Raw genomic sequence first — 16,735 nt, forward strand, 5'->3', positions numbered from 1 at the left:
ATAAAAACATAAAGAGCAGGTAAAGCGACTCTTTGTTCACCATGACTCACACGGTGTACGGGCCGCGCGATCAGCCCCTCCCGGTGGACCCGCACGCCCCCACCTGCGGTCCGCGTGCCGCGCGACTCCCGGCAAGAGCCCTCGCGGCACCCAGGAGCACATCAAGGACGCACGACGCCGCCCGCCCGACCGCGCTCGCGCCCCGGGCGAACCCAAGGGGGCGGTGGCGGCAGACGAGTCGAGCTGTACGCCGGGTTCTGTCGCCGGGCGGCCTCGCGGCCGGCCGGGAGACGGCCATCCATCTAGGGCCGGCGTTGCCACCGGCCTCGTGCGGTCTACCCGCGGACTCGGGCGGGCAGCCCTCGAACGTCCGCGCGGGTGCCGTATCGCTACGACGCCCTCTTGACCTTGCTCCGGGTGGGGTTTACCTAGCCGTCCAGGTCACCCTGGACGCTGGTGGTCTCTTACACCACCGTTTCACCCTTACCGGGGACCGAGATCCCCGGCGGTCTGTTTTCTGTGGCACTGTCCCGCGGGTCACCCCGGGTGGCCGTTAGCCACCACCCTGCCCTGTGGAGCCCGGACGTTCCTCGGGAAGCCCCCGAAAGGGCTCCACGCGGCCGTCCGCTCGGCTCGTCTGCCGTGTGGACCATGGTAGTGGCTGCGCGGGGGCGAAGAGCACCGCGGGGTCGGCGGCGAGCGTACGGCCGCCCGCCGGGGCCGTCCGGCCGGGCGCGGCCGGACAGGTCCCGTGGGCGGCCCGCCCAGGTCCTACTCTGGTGCGGGCCCCCCGACCAGGCGCGGGCGGCCCGAGCGCGAGCCGTACGACCCCGCGCACCGTACGACCGCCTGGACCGTACGAACCGCAAGAACCGTATGAAGGAGATGCCGTGCTCGTCCTGTTGCCGCCGTCCGAGGGGAAGGCCACCGGAGGGACGGGGGCCGCGGTCGCGCTGGACTCGCTGTCGCTGCCGGGGCTGAACGAGGCGCGGGCGACGGTCCTCGACGAGCTGGTGGAGCTGTGTTCGGGCGACGAGGAGAAGGCGGCGGAGGTGCTGGGGCTCAGCCCCGGCCTGCGCGGCGAGGTCGCCAAGAACGCGGCGCTGCGGACGGCGCCCGCCATGCCCGCGGCGGAGCTGTACACCGGAGTGCTGTACGACGCGCTGGGCCTGGCGACGCTCGGACGGGCGGCGCGGCGCCGAGCCGAGGAGTCGCTGCTGGTGTTCTCCGGGCTGTGGGGCGCGGTACGGCTCGGCGACCGCATCCCCTCCTACCGCTGCTCGATGGGCGTCAAGCTGCCGGGCGTCGGCGGCCTGGCGGCGTACTGGCGGCGGCAGATGGCCGATGTCCTGCCGGCCGAGGCGGGCGACGGCCTGGTGCTCGACCTGCGCTCGTCGTCGTACGCGGGCGCCTGGAAGCCGGCCGGGGAGGTCGCCGGGCGTACGGCGACGGTCCGGGTGCTCCAGGTGACGGTGGTCGGCGGGGTCGAGAAGCGGACGGTCGTCAGCCACTTCAACAAGGCCACCAAGGGCCGTCTGGTCCGCGCCCTGCTGGAGTCCGGCGCCCGGCCGAAGGACCCCAAGGGCCTCGCGCGAACGCTGCGGAAGCTGGGTTTCACGGTGGAGGAGCAGCCGGGTACGGGTCGGCTCGACGTCCTGGTGCGCGAGATCCACTGAGGCGCGCGGCGCGACGGTACGGAGCAAGACCCTCGTTGCACTCTGCGCAACGGCCGTTGCGCACGCTGGCGCCCGCCAGGCAGGATGACGGGCATGACTTCCGTGCTCGACCTCGCCCCCGTCATCCCTGTGGTCGTCCTGGAGGACGCGGCGGACGCCGTACCGCTGGCGCGGGCGCTGGTGGCGGGCGGGCTGCCCGCGATCGAGATCACGCTGCGGACGCCCGCCGCCCTGGACGCGATCCGGGCCGTCGCGGACGGCGTCCCCGGCGCGGTGGTCGGCGCGGGCACGGTGCTGACGCCCGAGCTGACGGACGCGGCCGTGGGCGCGGGGGCCCGTTTCCTGGTCAGCCCCGGCTGGACGGACCGCCTCCTCGACGCGATGCGCGGCGCGGGCGTGCCGTTCCTGCCGGGCGTCTCGACCGCCTCGGAAGCGCTCGGGCTGCTCGAACGCGGCGTCACCGACATGAAGTTCTTCCCCGCCGAGGCGGCGGGCGGCGTCGCGTACCTCCGCTCCCTGGCCTCACCGCTCCCCCGGGCCCGCTTCTGTCCGACGGGCGGCATCGACGCGGCCCGCGCGCCCGAGTACCTGGCGCTGCCGAACGTGGGGTGCGTCGGCGGTACGTGGATGGTGCCGGGCGACGCGGTGCGGTCCCGGCGGTGGGATCTCGTGGAGAGCCTGGCGCGCGAGGCGGCGACGCTGCGGGGCTGACGCCCTCAACAGCCGTACGGAGAAAGCCCGTACGGGAAAGGCCCGCACGGAGAAGGCCCGTACGGGAAAGGCCCGTTCACCGCAGGTGGGCCGTCTCGTTCAGCGACCGCAGCGACGCGTTGCCGTCCGCGTAGTACGCCACCTCCGAGAGCGACGCCGGGGCGAGGTACATGCGGAAGAGCGCTTCGGGCGGCGCGTCCAGGGCGAGGCGCGCGAGCGTCTTGATCGGGGTGACGTGGCTGACGAGCAGGACGGTACGGCCGCGGTGGGCGGTCAGCAGCGCGTCGCGGGCCGCGGCGACGCGGGCGGCGACGTCGGTGAAGCTCTCGCCGCCGGGCGGCGGGACGTCGGGTGAGCCGAGCCAGGCGGTGAGTTCGGCGGGCTGCCGGTCCCGTACCTCGGCGAAGGTGAGGCCGTCCCAGGCCCCGAAGTCCGTTTCGCGCAGGCCCTCTTCGAGGTGGACGTCCAGGCCGAGGCGGTCGGCGGCGATCCGGGCGGTCTCCCGGCAGCGGGCGAGCGGCGAGCTGACGACGGCCTCGATGCCGTGGCCTTCACTCAGTCGCCCCTCGGCGCGCACCGACTCCTCGGCGCGCACCGACTCCTCGGCGCGCACCGGCCCTTCGGCACGCACCGACTCCTCAGCGCGCACCGGCCCTTCGGCGCGTACGGCCAGCGCCGCCGCGACCCGTTCGGCCTGGCGCCGCCCGGCGGCCGACAGCGACGGATCGCTTCCGCCGCTCCCGGAGAACCGCTTCTCCCCCGTCAGCGCGGTCTCGCCGTGCCGCAGCAGGACGAAGGTGGTGGGCGCCGCCATGTCGGGCGCCGCACCCTCGTGAACCAACGCCACTACAGGCCGGACTCGGCCGTACGCACCAAAATCCGGCGGCAGTTCTCGCACCGTACGACGGTGTTGGCGGGCGCGGCCCTGACCTCGTTCAGCTCGGTGATGTTGAGTTCGAGGCGGCAGCCCTCGCAGCGCTTCTGGTAGAGCCGCGCCGCGCCGACGCCGCCCTGCTGCCCGCGGAGCTTGTCGTACAGCTTGATCAGGTCGTCGGGCACGGTCCCGGCGATGACCTCGCGCTCCTTGGCCGCCGTGAAGCCCTCCGCGTCGATGCTTTCGATGGCGGCGGACTTGCGGGCCTCGGCCTCGGCGACCTTGGCCTGGACGGACTCGACGCGCGCGGCCAGTTCCGTGGCGCGCTCCTGGGCGCCCTCGCGGCGCTCCATGACGTCCAGCACGACGTCCTCCAGGTCGCCCTGCCGCTTGGCGAGCGAGGTGATCTCGCGCTGGAGGTTCTCCAGGTCCTTCGGCGAGGTGACCGCGCCGGAGTCCAGACGCTGCTGGTCGCGGGCGGAGCGCTGGCGTACCTGGTCGACGTCCTGCTCGGCCTTGGTCTGCTCGCGCGCGGTGTCGCTCTCCTCGGTCTGCGCGGCGACCAGCAGGTCACGGAGCTGCGCGAGGTCGGCGCCGAGCCGCTCCAGCTCGGCGTGCTCGGGCAGGGTCTTGCGCTTGTGGTCGAGTTGCGCGATACGCGAATCGAGGGCCTGGACTTCGAGAAGTCGGATCTGGTCGGCGGGCTCGGCGTTCAGCGGGGGGCTCCTGTGCGGCTGGAAGGGCGGGAAGTGGATTGCGGGAGTTCCCGGCCGCCCCGGAATTCCGGGGTGTCCGAGCGCTCCGGGGCGACAGCGTGCGCTGTCCACGGGTCGGTGACCGCGTACGAGACATGGGTGCGCAGCGCCCAGCCGTGCCGGTCGGAGATCTCGTCGAGCTGAGCGGCGGCCTGCTCGCACCACGGCCACTCGGTGGCCCAGTGCGCGGCGTCGACCAACGCGGGCGGGCCGGACTCGCGCGCCTCGGAGACCGGGTGATGGCGCAGGTCGGCGGTGACGTACGCGTCGACGCCCGCCGCGCGGACCTCGGCGAAGAGGCTGTCGCCCGAGCCGCCGCAGACCGCGACGGTACGGACCGTGGCCTGCGGGTCGCCGGCGATCCGCAGCCCGGTGGCGGTACGCGGCAGCCCTCGCGCCGCCCGCTGCGCGAATTCGGCCAACGTCAGGGGTACGGCGGTCTCGCCGATCCGGCCGAGGCCGCGGCGGCCCGCGGGGTCGGTGGGGTCGGGTACGAGCGGGCCGGTGATCCGCAGGCCGAGCGCGGCGGCCAGGGCGTCCGAGACGCCGCGGTCGGCGCGGTCGGCGTTGGTGTGCGCGACGTGCAGCGCGACCCCGTTCCTGATCAGGTCGTGGACGGCGCGGCCCTTGAAACCGGCCGGGCCGGTCGGCGCCACCGTCGTCGTACCGCGCAGATAGAGCGGGTGGTGCGTGACCAGCAAGTCCGCGCCGATCCGTACCGCCTCGTCGACGACTTCCCGTACCGGGTCGACGGCGAACAGCACGCGTCCGACCTCGGCCTCGGGCTCGCCGCAGACCAGGCCGACGGCGTCCCACGCCTCGGCCAGCTCCGGGGGCCAGAGGGCGTCGAGCTCGGCGATGACGTCGGACAGTGTGGGCACGGTAGGAAGGTTACCTGGCCGCCCGTGTCCGCCGGATGCCGTACGTCGTGACCGCGGGCGGCGGGGGGTGCCACGACGGGTGCGCGGGGTCGTGCGGCACCCGTGCGGCACCCGTTCGGCACTCGTTCGGCACCCGTGAGTCAAGGGCGCGCGGGGCGCATCCGATGTCCGAGGGGAGCGCGACCGCTCGCCGGGCGGAGCACATCTGCCCCTTCGCGCGGAGCAGAACGGGAAAACCCGCACTCTTACGTGTGAACCGCACCGAGTCGCGTTGATCGTCCGGAAAAAGGAAAACTACGGTCCTGTGCCGGAGGTGGGTGAGTCATATGAGCGCCAGTACAGATGCCAGTGCCCGTGCCATGGAGATCCCCCCGGCCGTCCGCGTACTGCGCCGGTCGGGCTTCACGATCGCCGCGGACGGGTCGTACGCGGCCTGCCTCGCCGAGGCTCGCGTACCCGCGCCGGAGGGGGACGGGGACGTGGACGAGTACGGCGGGGGCGGCGTCAGCGGCTGGTTCCCCGAGCGGTGGACGCTCGGGCCCGAGCCGTACGCGGTGCCGCTGCCCGGCGCCCAGCCGGAGGAGGCCGGGACGCAGGTCGTACCGCTGCCCGACGGGCGCGTCCTGATCCGGCGACGGGTCGCCGACCGCCACGACCTGGCGCTGCTGTATCCGGCGGGGGCCGGTACGGGGGAGGTGCCGATCGGGTCGCTCGGCGGGGATGCAGTAACGCTTCTTCCCCCGTGCCCCTTGGGCGGGGCGGCTTTCGCGCTCGTGTACGAGGGGGGTTCCGGCGAGAGGGGCTCCGGCGAGAGGGGCTCCGCTGGTGGGGGCTCTGGCGAGGGGGGCTCCGCCGATGGGGGTTCCGGCGAGGGGGACTCTGCTGAGGGGGACGGGGTCACGACCGTCTGGCAGGTGTACGGCGCCGGGAAGGACGGGCCCGTCGCCGTCATGCGCGTGCCCGGCCGCTGCACCGGCGGCGTCTGGCTCGACCGTACGGGGCGGCTGCTCGCCGTCGACCGTACGCTCGCCGGCCGCACCAAGGCCGTCGCCGTCGACCTGCGACTCGGCGAGGCCAGCCCGCTCCTCCAGATCACCGAGGACAGCGACGACCGGCTCGTCCTCGCGGAACCCGACAGCGGGCTGCTGCTCCTGCGCAGCGACGCCACCGGGGAGGCGCGGCTCGGCTGGGGCGTCCTCGGCAGCCGTCGGCCGGTACGTTTCCCCGACGCGCTCCAGGTGCCGGGCATCCTGCTCACGCCGGTCGCCGCGCAACCGGGGCAGATCCTGATGCCCGAGGCGGCGGTGGTCGCGCTCCGCGCGGAGGCGCCCGGCGGGGCGGAGTCGCTGGCGCTGTGGCGGCCGGGTGAGCGGCGGCTGCACTGGCGGGCGTCCCCTCCGGGGTGGCTGGGGGCGACGGGGTACTGGGGGGCCGACGATTTGCTGCGGCTGCCGTGTTCGGTGCCGGAGTGGCCTTGCGGGGTGGCGCCGTACGAGGCGCCACGGGTGCGGCCTGCGGCCGGGGCTTCGGGGTCCCGGCGTGGGCGGGGTGCGGTGCCCGCCGCTCTGCCCGGGCCTGGTTCTTCCGCCGGCCTCGGCTCTTCCGGTGCCCGCGGCTCTTCCGGCGGCCTCGGTTCTTCCGCCGGCCTCGGCTCTTCCGGTGCTCGCGGCTCTTCCGGTGGCCTCGGCTCTTCCGGTGCGGCTCTGCCCGCGCCGACGCGGCTGCCCTGGCGGGTGCTGCCGCTTCAGCAGGCGCCGCTGGCTGCCGCCAAGGCGGGGTGACCCCCATGACCGTGACGTCGGCCCCGCCAGTAGACTCACCCGAAGCCGCGCATCCGGGCACTCCGCGTGACCACCGCGGGGCGGCTTCGCCGCAGTCCGGGTCGAGTTTGTTCGCGCGCTTTCGGCGTAGGCCGGTTCGTTGTTCCACGGGGATTTCGGGGAGATTCAAGAAGATGTCGTCCGACGCGCGTTCCTCTCACGACCACGGGGGGTCCGGGGACAGCTCGGGGCGCCACCGGGGGCCTGCTTCTTCCTCTGAGGAGGGGGAGGCTCAGCCTCAGGGGAAGCATCGGCGTCCTTCGGACGATTAGCGGGTTTTTCTTTCCCGCCCGCCCACCCGTGCGGGTGTTTTCTTCGGCTGCGGGTGCCGCTTGTGCCTGGTCGGTGCCGGTCCGGGGTACCTCCTCGAAATCCGTCTCACCTGGTCCTGTGTATCCGGTGCCGTTCCTGTTGACGTATTTCTGCGGGGGCACCCCGGACCGTCCCCTCCCGGTACGTCGGCGTCCGCCTGTCCGGTGGGGGTGCCAGGAGGGGGGAGGGTGGGCTGGGGTGCGGGGGCGGCCGACGGTCCGTTGTGGTGCCGGGGCGGGGGTGGGTGGGCTCCGGTACGGGGGCGTCTGGCGGTCCGCTGTGCTGCCGGGACGGGGGTGGGTGGGCTCCGGTACGTCGGCGGCCTGCTGTCCGGTGGGGGTGCCGGGAGGGGGTTGGGCTCCGGTCCGCCTGTCCGCCGTCGACCCGCCTGCGTAGGCGGGAGAGGGGCTCGGGTGCGTCGGCGGTCGGGGGTGGGGGCGCCGCAGGCTTATGGGAGCCCCGTCCTCGGCGCGCGGGGGCGGGGCCGACTCAGGTCGCCGACTCAGGCTTTGGCTTTGGCTTTGGCTTGGAGGCGGAGGCCGGTCAGGGTGAGGTCTAGGGCGGCGCGGAATTGGTCGATGTCGTCGTGGCCGTCGAATTCGTCGACGATTTCGTGGACGAAGGGGAAGTCGGCGGGGTCGAGTTCGCGCCAGGTCTTGGCGAAGCGGCCGAGGAATTCGTCGCGGTTGACGGCGCCGTTGAGGACTTCCGGCGGGGGCTCCTGGCCGAGGTCGACGGCGGAGCCGACGACGACGCCGACGATCGCGGAGACGGCGTGGAAGCGCTGCCGGGCCGTGAGGTCGAGGCGGAGGGTCTGTTCGCCGAGCTTCTCGTAGACGAGCAGGGAGTTGGCCTGCACGTCGGTGTTGCGCATGAAGTAGGCGCCGAGCCAGGGCCGGCGGACGATCGCGTCGAAGAGGCGCAGGGCCATGGCGCGAAGGTCGTCGATCGGGTCGTCGCTCCGCGGAAGGGCCTCGACGTCGGCGAGGATCGCGCCCATCGCGTGGTCGGTGGCGCGGTCGAGTAGTTCGTCCTTGCTCTCGACGTACCAGTAGATGCTGGCGACGCCGCCGCCGAGGCGCTGCGCGAGGGCGCGGAAGGTCAGGCCGGGCGCACCGGCCTCGTCCAGGAGGGCCACGGCCTCCGTGAGGACGGACTCCATCGAGTGGGAAGCCCGTCGGCGTCCCTGGGTCGAGCGGTCTTGCAGGCGTGCCATGGCTCACATCCCCATCGCGATCTTGCGTCGTATCGAACGTTGTTCTATCGTAGCGGATCGTACGTTGTTCGATAACCGAATGACGTTCGATTGGAGGACTGCCATGACCACTCCCACGCTTGAGAAAACGTCACATACCTACCCGTCCCTGAGCGCGGCGTGGATTCCGCTGGCCGCCCTCTGCCTGGCCTTCTTCGTCGAGATGGTCGACAACACGCTGCTGTCGATCGCGCTGCCGACGATCGGCCGCGACCTCGGCAGCGGGACGACCGCGCTTCAGTGGGTCACCGGGGCGTACTCGTTGACCTTCGGCGGCCTGCTGCTCACGGCGGGGTCGATGGCCGACCGGCTCGGGCGCCGCCGGGTGCTGCTGGTCGGACTCGCCGTGTTCGGCTCGCTGAGCCTGTGCGTCGTCCTCGTCACCACCGCAGGCCAACTCATCGCCCTGCGGGCCGCGCTCGGCGTCGCCGCCGCGGCGATGGCGCCGATCACGAACTCACTGGTCTTCCGGCTGTTCGACGACAAGGCCCTGCGCATGCGCGCGATGACGGTGATGATCGTCGTGGGCATGTCCGGCTTCGTCCTCGGACCGCTGCTCGGCGGCACCGCGCTGGCGCATGTGCGCTGGGAATGGCTGCTGGTCGTCAACGCCCCCATCGCCGTCATCGCGTGCGTCGGCGTCCGGCTCGGCGTCCCGGCCGACCGGCCGGAGGACCTGACCCACGACAAGCTCGACCTGCCGGGCGCCGTCCTGAGCGTCGCCGCCATCGGGCTCGCCTGCTACTCCCTGACCAGCGGTGTCGAGCACGGCTGGCTCTCCGCGATCACTCTCGCGTCGATCGCGGGCGCCGTCGTAGCCGCGATCGCCTTCGTCCGCCACGAGCGCGGCACCCCGGCGCCCATGCTGGACCTCAGCCTCTTCTCCAACGGCACCGTCCGCGGCGCCGCCATCGCCCAGATCGGCACGTCCATCGCGATGGCCAGCGTGATGTTCGGGCTGATCCTCCACTTCCAGTACGCCTACGGCTGGAGCCCGGTACGCGCCGGACTCGCCAACCTGCCGATCATCGTGACCATGCTCGCCGCGACCCCCTTGTCCGAATGGCTCGCCCGCCGGTTCGGCCACCGCATCGCCTGCCTCGTCGGCGCTGCCTGCCTGGCCGGCGCCCTCGCCGGTCTCTCCTGGAGCGTCGACCACGGCTACGCCGCCATCGCCGTCTGCATGGTGATCATGACCATCGGATTGCGCACCGTCATGACGATCTGCGCCGTCGCCCTCGTCGACGCCATGCCCAGCAACCGCACCTCCATCGGCGCCGCCCTCAACGACACCGCCCAAGAAGTCGGCTCCAGCGTCGGCACCGCCATGGTCGGCACCCTCATCGCCGCCCTCGTCACCACCCAACTCCCGCCCGGCACCTGGAGCAGCGACCTCGTCGCCTCCTTCTTCCACGGCGAACGCGTCACCTACGCCCTCCTCTCCCTCCTCGTCGGCCTCATCGCCGCCGGCGGCGCCCTCACCCTCACCAACTCCCACACCCTCGAAGACCCCCCCACCGATTCCCCCGCCTGACCCCCCAGCCCCCTACCGACAGCAACCAGCAGCAACCAGCACCACAGCGGCCCGTCGAACGCCCCCGCACCCGAGCCGACCCCCCACCCACCCCACCGGCGGCCGGACGCCGACGCCCTCACCCCCACCCACCCCCGCCCCGGCACCGCAGCGGACCGTCGGCCGCCCCCGCACCTCAGCCCACCCACCCCCCTCCGGCCACCCCCACCGGACAGGCGGACGCCGACGTACCGGAAGGGGACGGGCCGGGGTGCCCCCGCAGAAATACGTCGACAAGAACGGCACCGGATACACAGGACCAGGAGAGACGGATTTCGAGGAGGTACCCCGGCCCGGCACCGACCAGGCACAAGCGGCACCCGCAGACGAAGAAAACACCCGCACGGGTGGGCGGGCGGGCGGGCAAAGAAAAACTACGAGCGACGCAGCCCCAACACCTCAACGGCAGCGAAAGACCCCCGCTCCCCCCCTTCGAAATACGGCGTCAACACCCCATCAAGCTCCCCATACGAAAACACCGACTTCGCCGTCTCGAACCGCGCCGCCACCACCGGCCGTTGCAGAACGGCCACCATCCCCCCGTGCACAACGAAAACCTGCCCGGACACCCCCGCGGCAGCGGGCCCGGCAAGGTACCCGACCAGCGGAGCGACATGCTCGGGGGCCAGCGGATCGAGCCCCCCGGGCTCGGCAGAGCCGAACACATCAAGAGTCATCCGCGTCCGCGCCCGCGGACAAATGGCGTTGGCGGTGACCCCGTACCGCCGAAGCGCCTCCGCCGTGGACGTCGTGAGCCCGACGATGCCCCCCTTGGCGGCGGCGTAATTCGGCTGTCCGGCCGACCCGGCGAGAAACGCCTCGGACGCGGTGTTGACGATGCGCCCGAAGACCGGAGCCCCGGAGGACTTGGCGCGCGAGCGCCAATGCGCGGCGGCGAACCGAATGGTGTTGAAGTGGCCTTTGAGGTGCACCCGGATGACGGAGTCCCACTCGTCCTCGGTCATGGAGAAGACCATGCGGTCGCGGAGAATCCCGGCGTTGTTGACGAGGATGTCGAGCTGCCCGTTGTGCTCGACGGCCAACTGGACGAGTTCCGACGCCTGTTCGTGGTCGGCGACATCGCCGTGGTGGGCGACGGCGCTGCCGCCGGCGGCGGCGATCTCGGTGACGACCTCCTGCGCCGGGGTGGCGGAGGAGGCGCCGGAGCCGTCACGGCCGGGCTGGCCGAAGTCGTTGACGACGACGTGCGCCCCGAGCCGGGCGAGTTCGAGCGCTTCGGCGCGCCCGAGTCCGCGCCCGGCCCCGGTGACGACGGCGGTCCGTCCGGCGAGCGGGAGTTCACCGTTCGGCATTGGCTGATCCCCCATCAGATCGTGATGCTCGTACGCAGCGCGACGCCCGTCCGCATCTGGTCGATCGCCTCGTTGATGTCCTCCAGGCGCACGCGGTGCGTGATCAGCCCTTCGAGGTCGATGCGCCCGGCGCGCCAGAGCCGGATGACGCGGTCGTAGGAGCGCAGGACGTCGCCGCCGCCGTAGAGGGACGGCAGGATGCGCTTCTCGTCGAAGAACAGCTCGAACATGTTGATCTGGAGGTTGTCGTCCATGGCGCCCGCGCCGACGATGCACAGGGTGCCGCCGCGCCGGGTGGCGTCGTACGCGGCACGCGCGGTCGCGGACTTGCCGACCACCTCGAAGACGTAGTCGAAGCCCTCGCCCGCGGTGAGCCGGTTCTTGGCGTCGGCGAGGCCGTCGGGGTCGACGGACTCGGTGGCGCCGAAGCGGACGGCGGCCTCGCGGCGGGACCCGACCGGGTCGACGGCGACGATCTCGGCGGCGCCCGAGGCCCGCGCGCCCTGGATGACGCTGATCCCGACGCCGCCGCAGCCGATCACGGCGACCGACGAACCCGCCTCCACCTGGGCAGTGTTGAGGGCGGCGCCGATACCGGTGGTGACCCCGCAGCCGATCAGCGCGGCGATCTCGTACGGCACGTCGTCGGGGATCGGCACCGCGCATCTGGCGTCGACCACGACCTCCTCGGCGAAGGTGCCGGTCCCGGCGAAACCGAAGACGTCGGGTGAAGCGGCGCCGGGGCGGCGGTAGTTGGCGGTGCCCGCGTTGAGGAATCCGGCGATGCACAGCTCGGTCTGGCCGCGCTTGCAGGACGCGCACTCGCCGCACGCGGGCAGCCAGCAGACCAGGACGCGGTCGCCCGCCGTGACGGACGTGACGCCCTCGCCGACCTCGGCGACCTCGCCCGCGCCCTCGTGGCCCGGCACGAAGGGCGCGGGCTGCGGCAGGACGCCGCTCATCGCGGACAGGTCGGAGTGGCACAGTCCGGTGGCCTTGACGCGGATACGTACCTTGCCGGGCCCGAAGCCCGCGGTCTCGATGTCGTCGACGACTTCGAGCTTGTCCTGGCCGGTCTCCTGCTGGATGGCTGCGCGCACGGTACGGCTCCCCTCGGATGGTGCGAAGACGGTGGTCGCTACGGAGGCCCGGCCGACGACCGGGCCGAAAGCTGCTGAGCCGAGAGCCGCCGGGCGCGCGGCTCGGTGTGCCCCACGGGCTCAGGTGTGCTCGATGACGGTGTCCGCCAGGACCGGCGCCTCGTCCCGCTCCACGGCCGACACCGCGGCCACGATCCGGCCGGAACCCGCGCCGCCGCCGTCCCCGTCCGCCCACATCCGTACCCGCAGCGTCTCGCCGGGGTAGACGACGCCCGCGAAGCGCGTCGCGTACGAACGGATCCGGGCGACGTCGCCGCCGAGCAGCGTGTCGGTGACGGCCTTGAGCGTGGCGCCGTACGAGCACAGTCCGTGCAGGATCGGGCGGTCGAATCCGGCGGTGGCGGCGAATTCGGGGTCGGCGTGCAGCGGGTTCCAGTCGCCCGACAGCCGGTAGAGCAGCGCCTGGTCCTCGCGGACGGGTACGTCAACGGCCTTGTCGGGGGCGCGGGTTGGCGGTTCCGGACGGCGGGAGGGACCGCGTTCGCCGCCGAAGCCGCCTTCGCCGCGGACGAAGATCTCGTTGTCGGAGGACCACAACGGGCCGTCCTCGTCGGCCACTTCGGAGCGCAGCACGATGACGGCGGCCTTGCCCTTGTCGTATACGGCGGCGACCGATCCGGTCCGTACGGCACGCCCGCTCACCGGCAACGGCCGGTGGAGTACGAGGCGTTGGCCGCCGTGCAGGACGGCGGCGAGGTCCACGTCGATGCCGGGGCCGATCGAGCCGTCCACCGAACCGGGCCCGCCGCCCGCGACGGTGGCGAAGCTCGGCAGGACGTGCAGCCGGCTCTCCAGCGTGTAGCGCAGTTCGTCCGCGTCGGTGGCCGGGCGCCCGGCGCCGATCCCCAGGTGGTAGAGGAGAACGTCCTTGTGGTTCCAGGCGATTTCGGTGCGGCGCGGCTCGGCCGCGAGGGCCTTGGCGACGTCGATGGGCATGGTCCCTCCGGGGCACTTCCGGTGGCGGCTACTTCCGGTGACGGGTACTTCCGGTGACGGGTACTTCCGGTGACGGGTACTTCCGGGGCGCTGGCTAGAACATGTTCTAGAGATGGCCCCTGTATAACGCAAAGCCCAGGAAGTGAGAAGAGCTGACACATCGTCAGCTGGAGGGATTCCCGGCCCTTCCCGCCCGCCGACGCGGCGGATTCCCGGCCGCCCCGCCCGCCGGGGCACCGCACCCGTGACATTTGTCCTGCCCCCCTGCGGACATTCCCCTCTGCCCGCCACCCCTCCCCCCTCCGTAGCGTCGTGGCCATGGAGAAAACCCCGTCCACGCCCCGGCCCGACACCCCGCCCGACACCTCGTCCGACACCTCGTCCGACACCTCGTCCGGCGCCCGGCCCGACACCTCGCCCGCCGTCCGCTTCACCGCCGTCCACAAGAGCTTCGGACCGGTCAGGGCCGTGGCCGGGATCGACCTGGAGATCGCGCGCGGCGGCACGATGGCACTGCTCGGCCGTAACGGAGCAGGGAAGTCGACCACCATCAGCCTGCTGCTCGGCCTGGACCGGCCGGACGCGGGCGAGGTGCGGCTGTTCGGCGGCCCGCCGCAGGAGGCGGTCAGGGCCGGGCGGGTCGGCGCGATGCTCCAGGACGGGCGGCCGATCCCGCGCGCCACCGTCAAGGAGCTGGTGACGTTCGTGGCGGCCACGTATCCGCGGCCGATGCCCGTCGCCGAGGCGCTGTCGCTGGCCGGGATCACGGAGCTGGCGGGCCGCCGCGTGGACAAGCTGTCCGGCGGCCAGACGCAACGGCTCCGCTTCGCTCTGGCCGTCGCGGGCAACCCCGAGCTGATCGTGCTGGACGAGCCGACGGCCGCCCTCGACGTGGAGGCGCGGCGGGTGTTCTGGCGGTCGATGCGCGGTTACGCGGCGCGCGGCAACACCGTGCTGTTCTCCACGCACTACCTGGAGGAGGCCGACGAGCACGCCGACCGCATCCTGGTGATCGACCAGGGCCGTACCGTCGCCGACGGCACCGGCGAGCAGATCAAGCAGGCCGTCGGCGGCACGCTCGTCTCGTTCGACCTCGCCGGGTCCGGCTCCGCGGGCCTGCGCACGCTGCCCGGTGTGACCGCCGTCGAGATCCGCGGCGACCGGGCCCTGCTGCGTACCTCCGACTCCGACGCCACCGTCGTCGCCCTCGCGGCGAGCGACCGCGTCCGCCGTCTGGAGGTCGTCCCGGCCAGCCTGGAGGACGCCTTCCTGACCCTGACCGCACCTCACCCGGCGACCGGGACCCCGGCCGCCGAATCCCCGGCGCCGCGCTCCACCCCCGCCCATCCCCTCCAGAAGGAAGCCGTCCGATGACCGAGTACGTGAAGCTCGAAGTCCGGCGCGCCCTGCGCGACCCCGGCTTCATCGTCATGGGCTTCGCCATGCCCGTGCTGATGTACCTGCTCTTCACCAACCTCGGGGTCGGCGGCGACGGCCAGGACAAGATCGACTACGCGCGGTACTACATGGTCGGCATGGCGGCGTACGGCGCGCTCGGCGCGTCGATGGGCATCGGGACCGGCGTCGCCGAGGACAAGGGTCTGGGCTGGCTGCGGCAGCTCCGCGTCACCCCGCTCAGCCCGTTCCGTGTGGTGGTCGGCCGGGCGCTGACCGCCGGGGTGACCGTCCTGCCCGCGATCTGCGCCGTCCTGCTGGCCGGGGCGCTGGTGAACGGCGTGCACCTGGCCGCCTGGCAGTGGGTCGCCACCGCCCTGCTGCTGTGGGTGGGCACGATCCCCTTCACCCTGCTCGGCCTCGGCAACGGCTACGGGCTGACCGCGCAGACCACCGGCGTCACGAGCATGGCCTGCATGATGGGCCTGTCGATCGTCGGCGGCCTGTGGATTCCGGTCGACGCCTTCCCGCGCTGGCTCGCCCGGGTCTCCCAGTGGACGCCCGCCCAGCGCTTCGGCCAGCTCGGCTGGAGCGTGCTTGACCGGCACGCGCCCGGCGCGGGTACGGTGGCCGTGCTCGGCGGATGGCTGGTCGTCTTCGCCGGTTACGCCGTCCTCTCCTACCGGCGGGGTGCGCGGACCGCATGACGACGACGCGGCAGGCGACCTCCCGCCGGGACACGTACAGCGCGTACCGAACGGGGACGGTGACCGCCATGGCGGCGAACAGCGGCATGGCCGACGGCGTGACCGACCGCCCGGCAGGCGGGGCGGACCACCCGGCCGAGAGCACGGACAAGCCGTGCGGCAGGGCCTGGTGGCGGCGCGGCACACCGCACGACTTCGCCCGCGAGATCGAGCACATCAAGTCCCCCGACGGCAACGCGCTCTACCCCTGGCTGCTGATGGTCATCGGCCCCGGCACCGACATCGCCCAGGGCCAGGTCCCCGCCCCCTGGCTCGCGGGCTGCGGCCTCGCGCTGTTCTGCCTCCTGTACGTGTTCACGGTCCGTTCGGCTTTCCACGAGCGGTGGCGCGGGGGGCCGGTCCCGTACCGTCTGCTGGGTGCGCTGGCCGTCTGTACGGCCACGCTGGCCATCGCCTACGGCGGGAATTTCCTGCTGCTGTACACGCTGGTCTCGCTGAGCGTCGGGGCCGTGGCCTCCACCCGCCGCGGCCTCGGCCTGATGCTGACGCCGCTGAGCGCGACCGCCGGAGTCACCGCGAGCACGCACGGCCAGGGCTTCTGGGGCACGGCGGGCCTGGCGTACGGCACCTTCCTGTCCGGCCTGGTCGTCTCGGTGATCATCACGCTCTCCTACGCCGTCGCCCAGCTCAGGGAGACCCGGCAGGAACTGGCGCGCAGCGCGGTCGCCCAGGAGCGGATGCGGTTCTCACGCGACCTGCACGACCTGCTCGGGCACACCCTGTCGGTGGTCGTGGTGAAGTCCGAGGCCGCGCGCCGGATCGCGCCGCGCGACATCGACGCGGCGCTCGCCCAGGTCGCCGACATCGAGGCGGTCGGCCGCCAGGCGCTCACCGAGATCCGCGAGGCCGTCACCGGCTACCGCGAGGGCAGCCTGTCCACCGAACTCGACCGGGCCCGGTCCGTCCTGACCGCCTCCGACATCGAGGTCGTCGTCCAGGAGTCGGGCCCGCCCCTGCCCCCGCAGACCGAGGCGCTGCTCGGCTGGGTCGTCCGCGAGGGCGTCACCAACGTCGTCCGGCACAGCGGCGCGACGCTGACCCGTATCGAACTCGCCACCGGGCGCGGCCGGGCCCATCTGACCATCAGCGACAACGGCCGCGGGTCCTGTCCGCCGCCGTCCGGTCAGGACGGCGACATCAGGACCCGCACCGGTACCGGCCTGCGCGGCCTGACCGAACGCCTCGCCGCCGCCGGCGGCTCCCTCACCTCGGGCCCGGCCGCCGACGGCGGCTTCCGCCTGACGGCCGCCCTCCCGGTGGAGGAGGACGCGGTCCCGGCCGGTCACGCCGTGTCGGCGCGCTGACCG

At 72.9% G+C, this 16,735-nt stretch carries 13 protein-coding genes, 1 other RNA gene and 1 pseudogene; 7 read left to right on the forward strand and 8 right to left on the reverse strand.

All coding sequences use genetic code 11. The annotated features are described in order from the left end of the window. Positions 1 to 230: 230 nt before the first annotated feature. An RNA gene (gene rnpB, locus ACIOC1_RS09955) (RNase P RNA component class A) lies at positions 231 to 636 on the reverse strand. A 254-nt stretch (positions 637 to 890) separates the two neighbouring features. On the opposite strand from rnpB, the gene yaaA reads away from it, so the two are divergent. Further along, complete coding sequence (gene yaaA / locus ACIOC1_RS09960) at positions 891 to 1,676, forward strand: peroxide stress protein YaaA (protein WP_355345317.1); 786 nt, start codon at positions 891 to 893, stop codon at positions 1,674 to 1,676. A gap of 93 nt (positions 1,677 to 1,769) precedes the next feature. After that, on the forward strand, positions 1,770 to 2,387 hold the full coding sequence (gene eda / locus ACIOC1_RS09965) for a bifunctional 4-hydroxy-2-oxoglutarate aldolase/2-dehydro-3-deoxy-phosphogluconate aldolase (protein WP_355345320.1): 618 nt from the start codon (positions 1,770 to 1,772) through the stop codon (positions 2,385 to 2,387). A gap of 76 nt (positions 2,388 to 2,463) precedes the next feature. On the opposite strand, the pseudogene ACIOC1_RS09970 reads toward eda, so the two are convergent. The 3 genes and pseudogenes from ACIOC1_RS09970 to ACIOC1_RS09980 all read right to left on the reverse strand — a co-directional run. Further along, a pseudogene (locus ACIOC1_RS09970) lies at positions 2,464 to 3,213 on the reverse strand (histidine phosphatase family protein); the annotation flags it as partial. A gap of 20 nt (positions 3,214 to 3,233) precedes the next feature. Then, positions 3,234 to 3,977 (reverse strand): C4-type zinc ribbon domain-containing protein, encoded by a 744-nt coding sequence (locus tag ACIOC1_RS09975; protein WP_355345447.1) that lies wholly within the window; start codon positions 3,975 to 3,977, stop codon positions 3,234 to 3,236. After that, positions 3,974 to 4,897 carry a Nif3-like dinuclear metal center hexameric protein gene (locus ACIOC1_RS09980; RefSeq protein WP_401853148.1) on the reverse strand — a complete coding sequence of 308 codons (924 nt, stop codon included), beginning with the start codon at positions 4,895 to 4,897 and terminating at the stop codon, positions 3,974 to 3,976. The genes ACIOC1_RS09975 and ACIOC1_RS09980 overlap by 4 nt, the downstream gene beginning before the upstream one ends. A gap of 359 nt (positions 4,898 to 5,256) precedes the next feature. On the opposite strand from ACIOC1_RS09980, the gene ACIOC1_RS09985 reads away from it, so the two are divergent. Further along, positions 5,257 to 6,678 carry a hypothetical protein gene (locus tag ACIOC1_RS09985; protein ID WP_401853637.1) on the forward strand — a complete coding sequence of 474 codons (1,422 nt, stop codon included), beginning with the start codon at positions 5,257 to 5,259 and terminating at the stop codon, positions 6,676 to 6,678. An 853-nt stretch (positions 6,679 to 7,531) separates the two neighbouring features. Here ACIOC1_RS09985 and ACIOC1_RS09990 read toward each other — a convergent pair. Continuing rightward, on the reverse strand, positions 7,532 to 8,191 hold the full coding sequence (locus ACIOC1_RS09990) for a TetR/AcrR family transcriptional regulator (RefSeq protein WP_401853639.1): 660 nt from the start codon (positions 8,189 to 8,191) through the stop codon (positions 7,532 to 7,534). A 157-nt stretch (positions 8,192 to 8,348) separates the two neighbouring features. Here ACIOC1_RS09990 and ACIOC1_RS09995 point away from each other — a divergent pair, with 157 nt between their 5' ends. Then, the gene (locus tag ACIOC1_RS09995) at positions 8,349 to 9,818 is read left to right on the forward strand and encodes an MFS transporter (RefSeq protein WP_401853151.1); all 1,470 of its coding nucleotides are present in this window, start codon (positions 8,349 to 8,351) and stop codon (positions 9,816 to 9,818) included. Between the two features lie 413 nt (positions 9,819 to 10,231). Here the strand turns inward: ACIOC1_RS09995 and ACIOC1_RS10000 are convergent, their stop codons facing one another. From ACIOC1_RS10000 to ACIOC1_RS10010, 3 genes are all read right to left on the reverse strand, one after another. Further along, positions 10,232 to 11,170, reverse strand: coding sequence for a 3-oxoacyl-ACP reductase (locus tag ACIOC1_RS10000; RefSeq protein ID WP_401853153.1), 939 nt, complete (start codon positions 11,168 to 11,170; stop codon positions 10,232 to 10,234). Between the two features lie 14 nt (positions 11,171 to 11,184). Continuing rightward, positions 11,185 to 12,270, reverse strand: a complete 1,086-nt coding sequence (locus tag ACIOC1_RS10005; RefSeq protein WP_401853156.1) for a Zn-dependent alcohol dehydrogenase — start codon at positions 12,268 to 12,270, stop codon at positions 11,185 to 11,187. A 120-nt stretch (positions 12,271 to 12,390) separates the two neighbouring features. Next, a complete protein-coding gene (locus ACIOC1_RS10010; RefSeq protein ID WP_401853159.1) occupies positions 12,391 to 13,266 on the reverse strand; it encodes a MaoC/PaaZ C-terminal domain-containing protein in 876 nt (291 codons plus the stop codon). A gap of 318 nt (positions 13,267 to 13,584) precedes the next feature. Here ACIOC1_RS10010 and ACIOC1_RS10015 point away from each other — a divergent pair, with 318 nt between their 5' ends. Genes ACIOC1_RS10015 through ACIOC1_RS10025 form a run of 3 tightly spaced genes read left to right on the forward strand, consistent with a single transcriptional unit; the run spans position 13,585 to position 16,732 of the window. Further along, positions 13,585 to 14,640 (forward strand): ATP-binding cassette domain-containing protein, encoded by a 1,056-nt coding sequence (locus tag ACIOC1_RS10015; RefSeq protein ID WP_401853161.1) that lies wholly within the window; start codon positions 13,585 to 13,587, stop codon positions 14,638 to 14,640. Beyond that, on the forward strand, positions 14,637 to 15,368 hold the full coding sequence (locus tag ACIOC1_RS10020; protein WP_401853163.1) for an ABC transporter permease: 732 nt from the start codon (positions 14,637 to 14,639) through the stop codon (positions 15,366 to 15,368). Before ACIOC1_RS10015 ends, ACIOC1_RS10020 begins: the two co-directional genes overlap by 4 nt. After that, positions 15,365 to 16,732 carry a sensor histidine kinase gene (locus tag ACIOC1_RS10025; protein ID WP_401853164.1) on the forward strand — a complete coding sequence of 456 codons (1,368 nt, stop codon included), beginning with the start codon at positions 15,365 to 15,367 and terminating at the stop codon, positions 16,730 to 16,732. Before ACIOC1_RS10020 ends, ACIOC1_RS10025 begins: the two co-directional genes overlap by 4 nt. Positions 16,733 to 16,735: the final 3 nt, after the last annotated feature.

Origin of the sequence: Streptomyces sp. NPDC088197 (genome assembly GCF_044741185.1) — a bacterium.
Lineage (GTDB): Bacteria > Actinomycetota > Actinomycetes > Streptomycetales > Streptomycetaceae > Actinacidiphila.

Excerpts from the sequence above, each read along its gene's own strand:
- ACIOC1_RS10020 (WP_401853163.1), top strand. The coding sequence starts at position 14,637 with ATGACCGAGTACGTGAAGCTCGAAGTCCGGCGCGCCCTGCGCGACCCC.
- ACIOC1_RS10000 (WP_401853153.1), bottom strand. The coding sequence starts at position 11,170 with ATGCCGAACGGTGAACTCCCGCTCGCCGGACGGACCGCCGTCGTCACC.
- ACIOC1_RS09990 (WP_401853639.1), bottom strand. The coding sequence starts at position 8,191 with ATGGAGTCCGTCCTCACGGAGGCCGTGGCCCTCCTGGACGAGGCCGGT.
- ACIOC1_RS09985 (WP_401853637.1), top strand. The coding sequence starts at position 5,257 with ATGGAGATCCCCCCGGCCGTCCGCGTACTGCGCCGGTCGGGCTTCACG.
- ACIOC1_RS10015 (WP_401853161.1), top strand. The coding sequence starts at position 13,585 with ATGGAGAAAACCCCGTCCACGCCCCGGCCCGACACCCCGCCCGACACC.
- eda (WP_355345320.1), top strand. The coding sequence starts at position 1,770 with ATGACTTCCGTGCTCGACCTCGCCCCCGTCATCCCTGTGGTCGTCCTG.
- ACIOC1_RS09995 (WP_401853151.1), top strand. The coding sequence starts at position 8,349 with ATGACCACTCCCACGCTTGAGAAAACGTCACATACCTACCCGTCCCTG.
- ACIOC1_RS10025 (WP_401853164.1), top strand. The coding sequence starts at position 15,365 with ATGACGACGACGCGGCAGGCGACCTCCCGCCGGGACACGTACAGCGCG.
- ACIOC1_RS10010 (WP_401853159.1), bottom strand. The coding sequence starts at position 13,266 with ATGCCCATCGACGTCGCCAAGGCCCTCGCGGCCGAGCCGCGCCGCACC.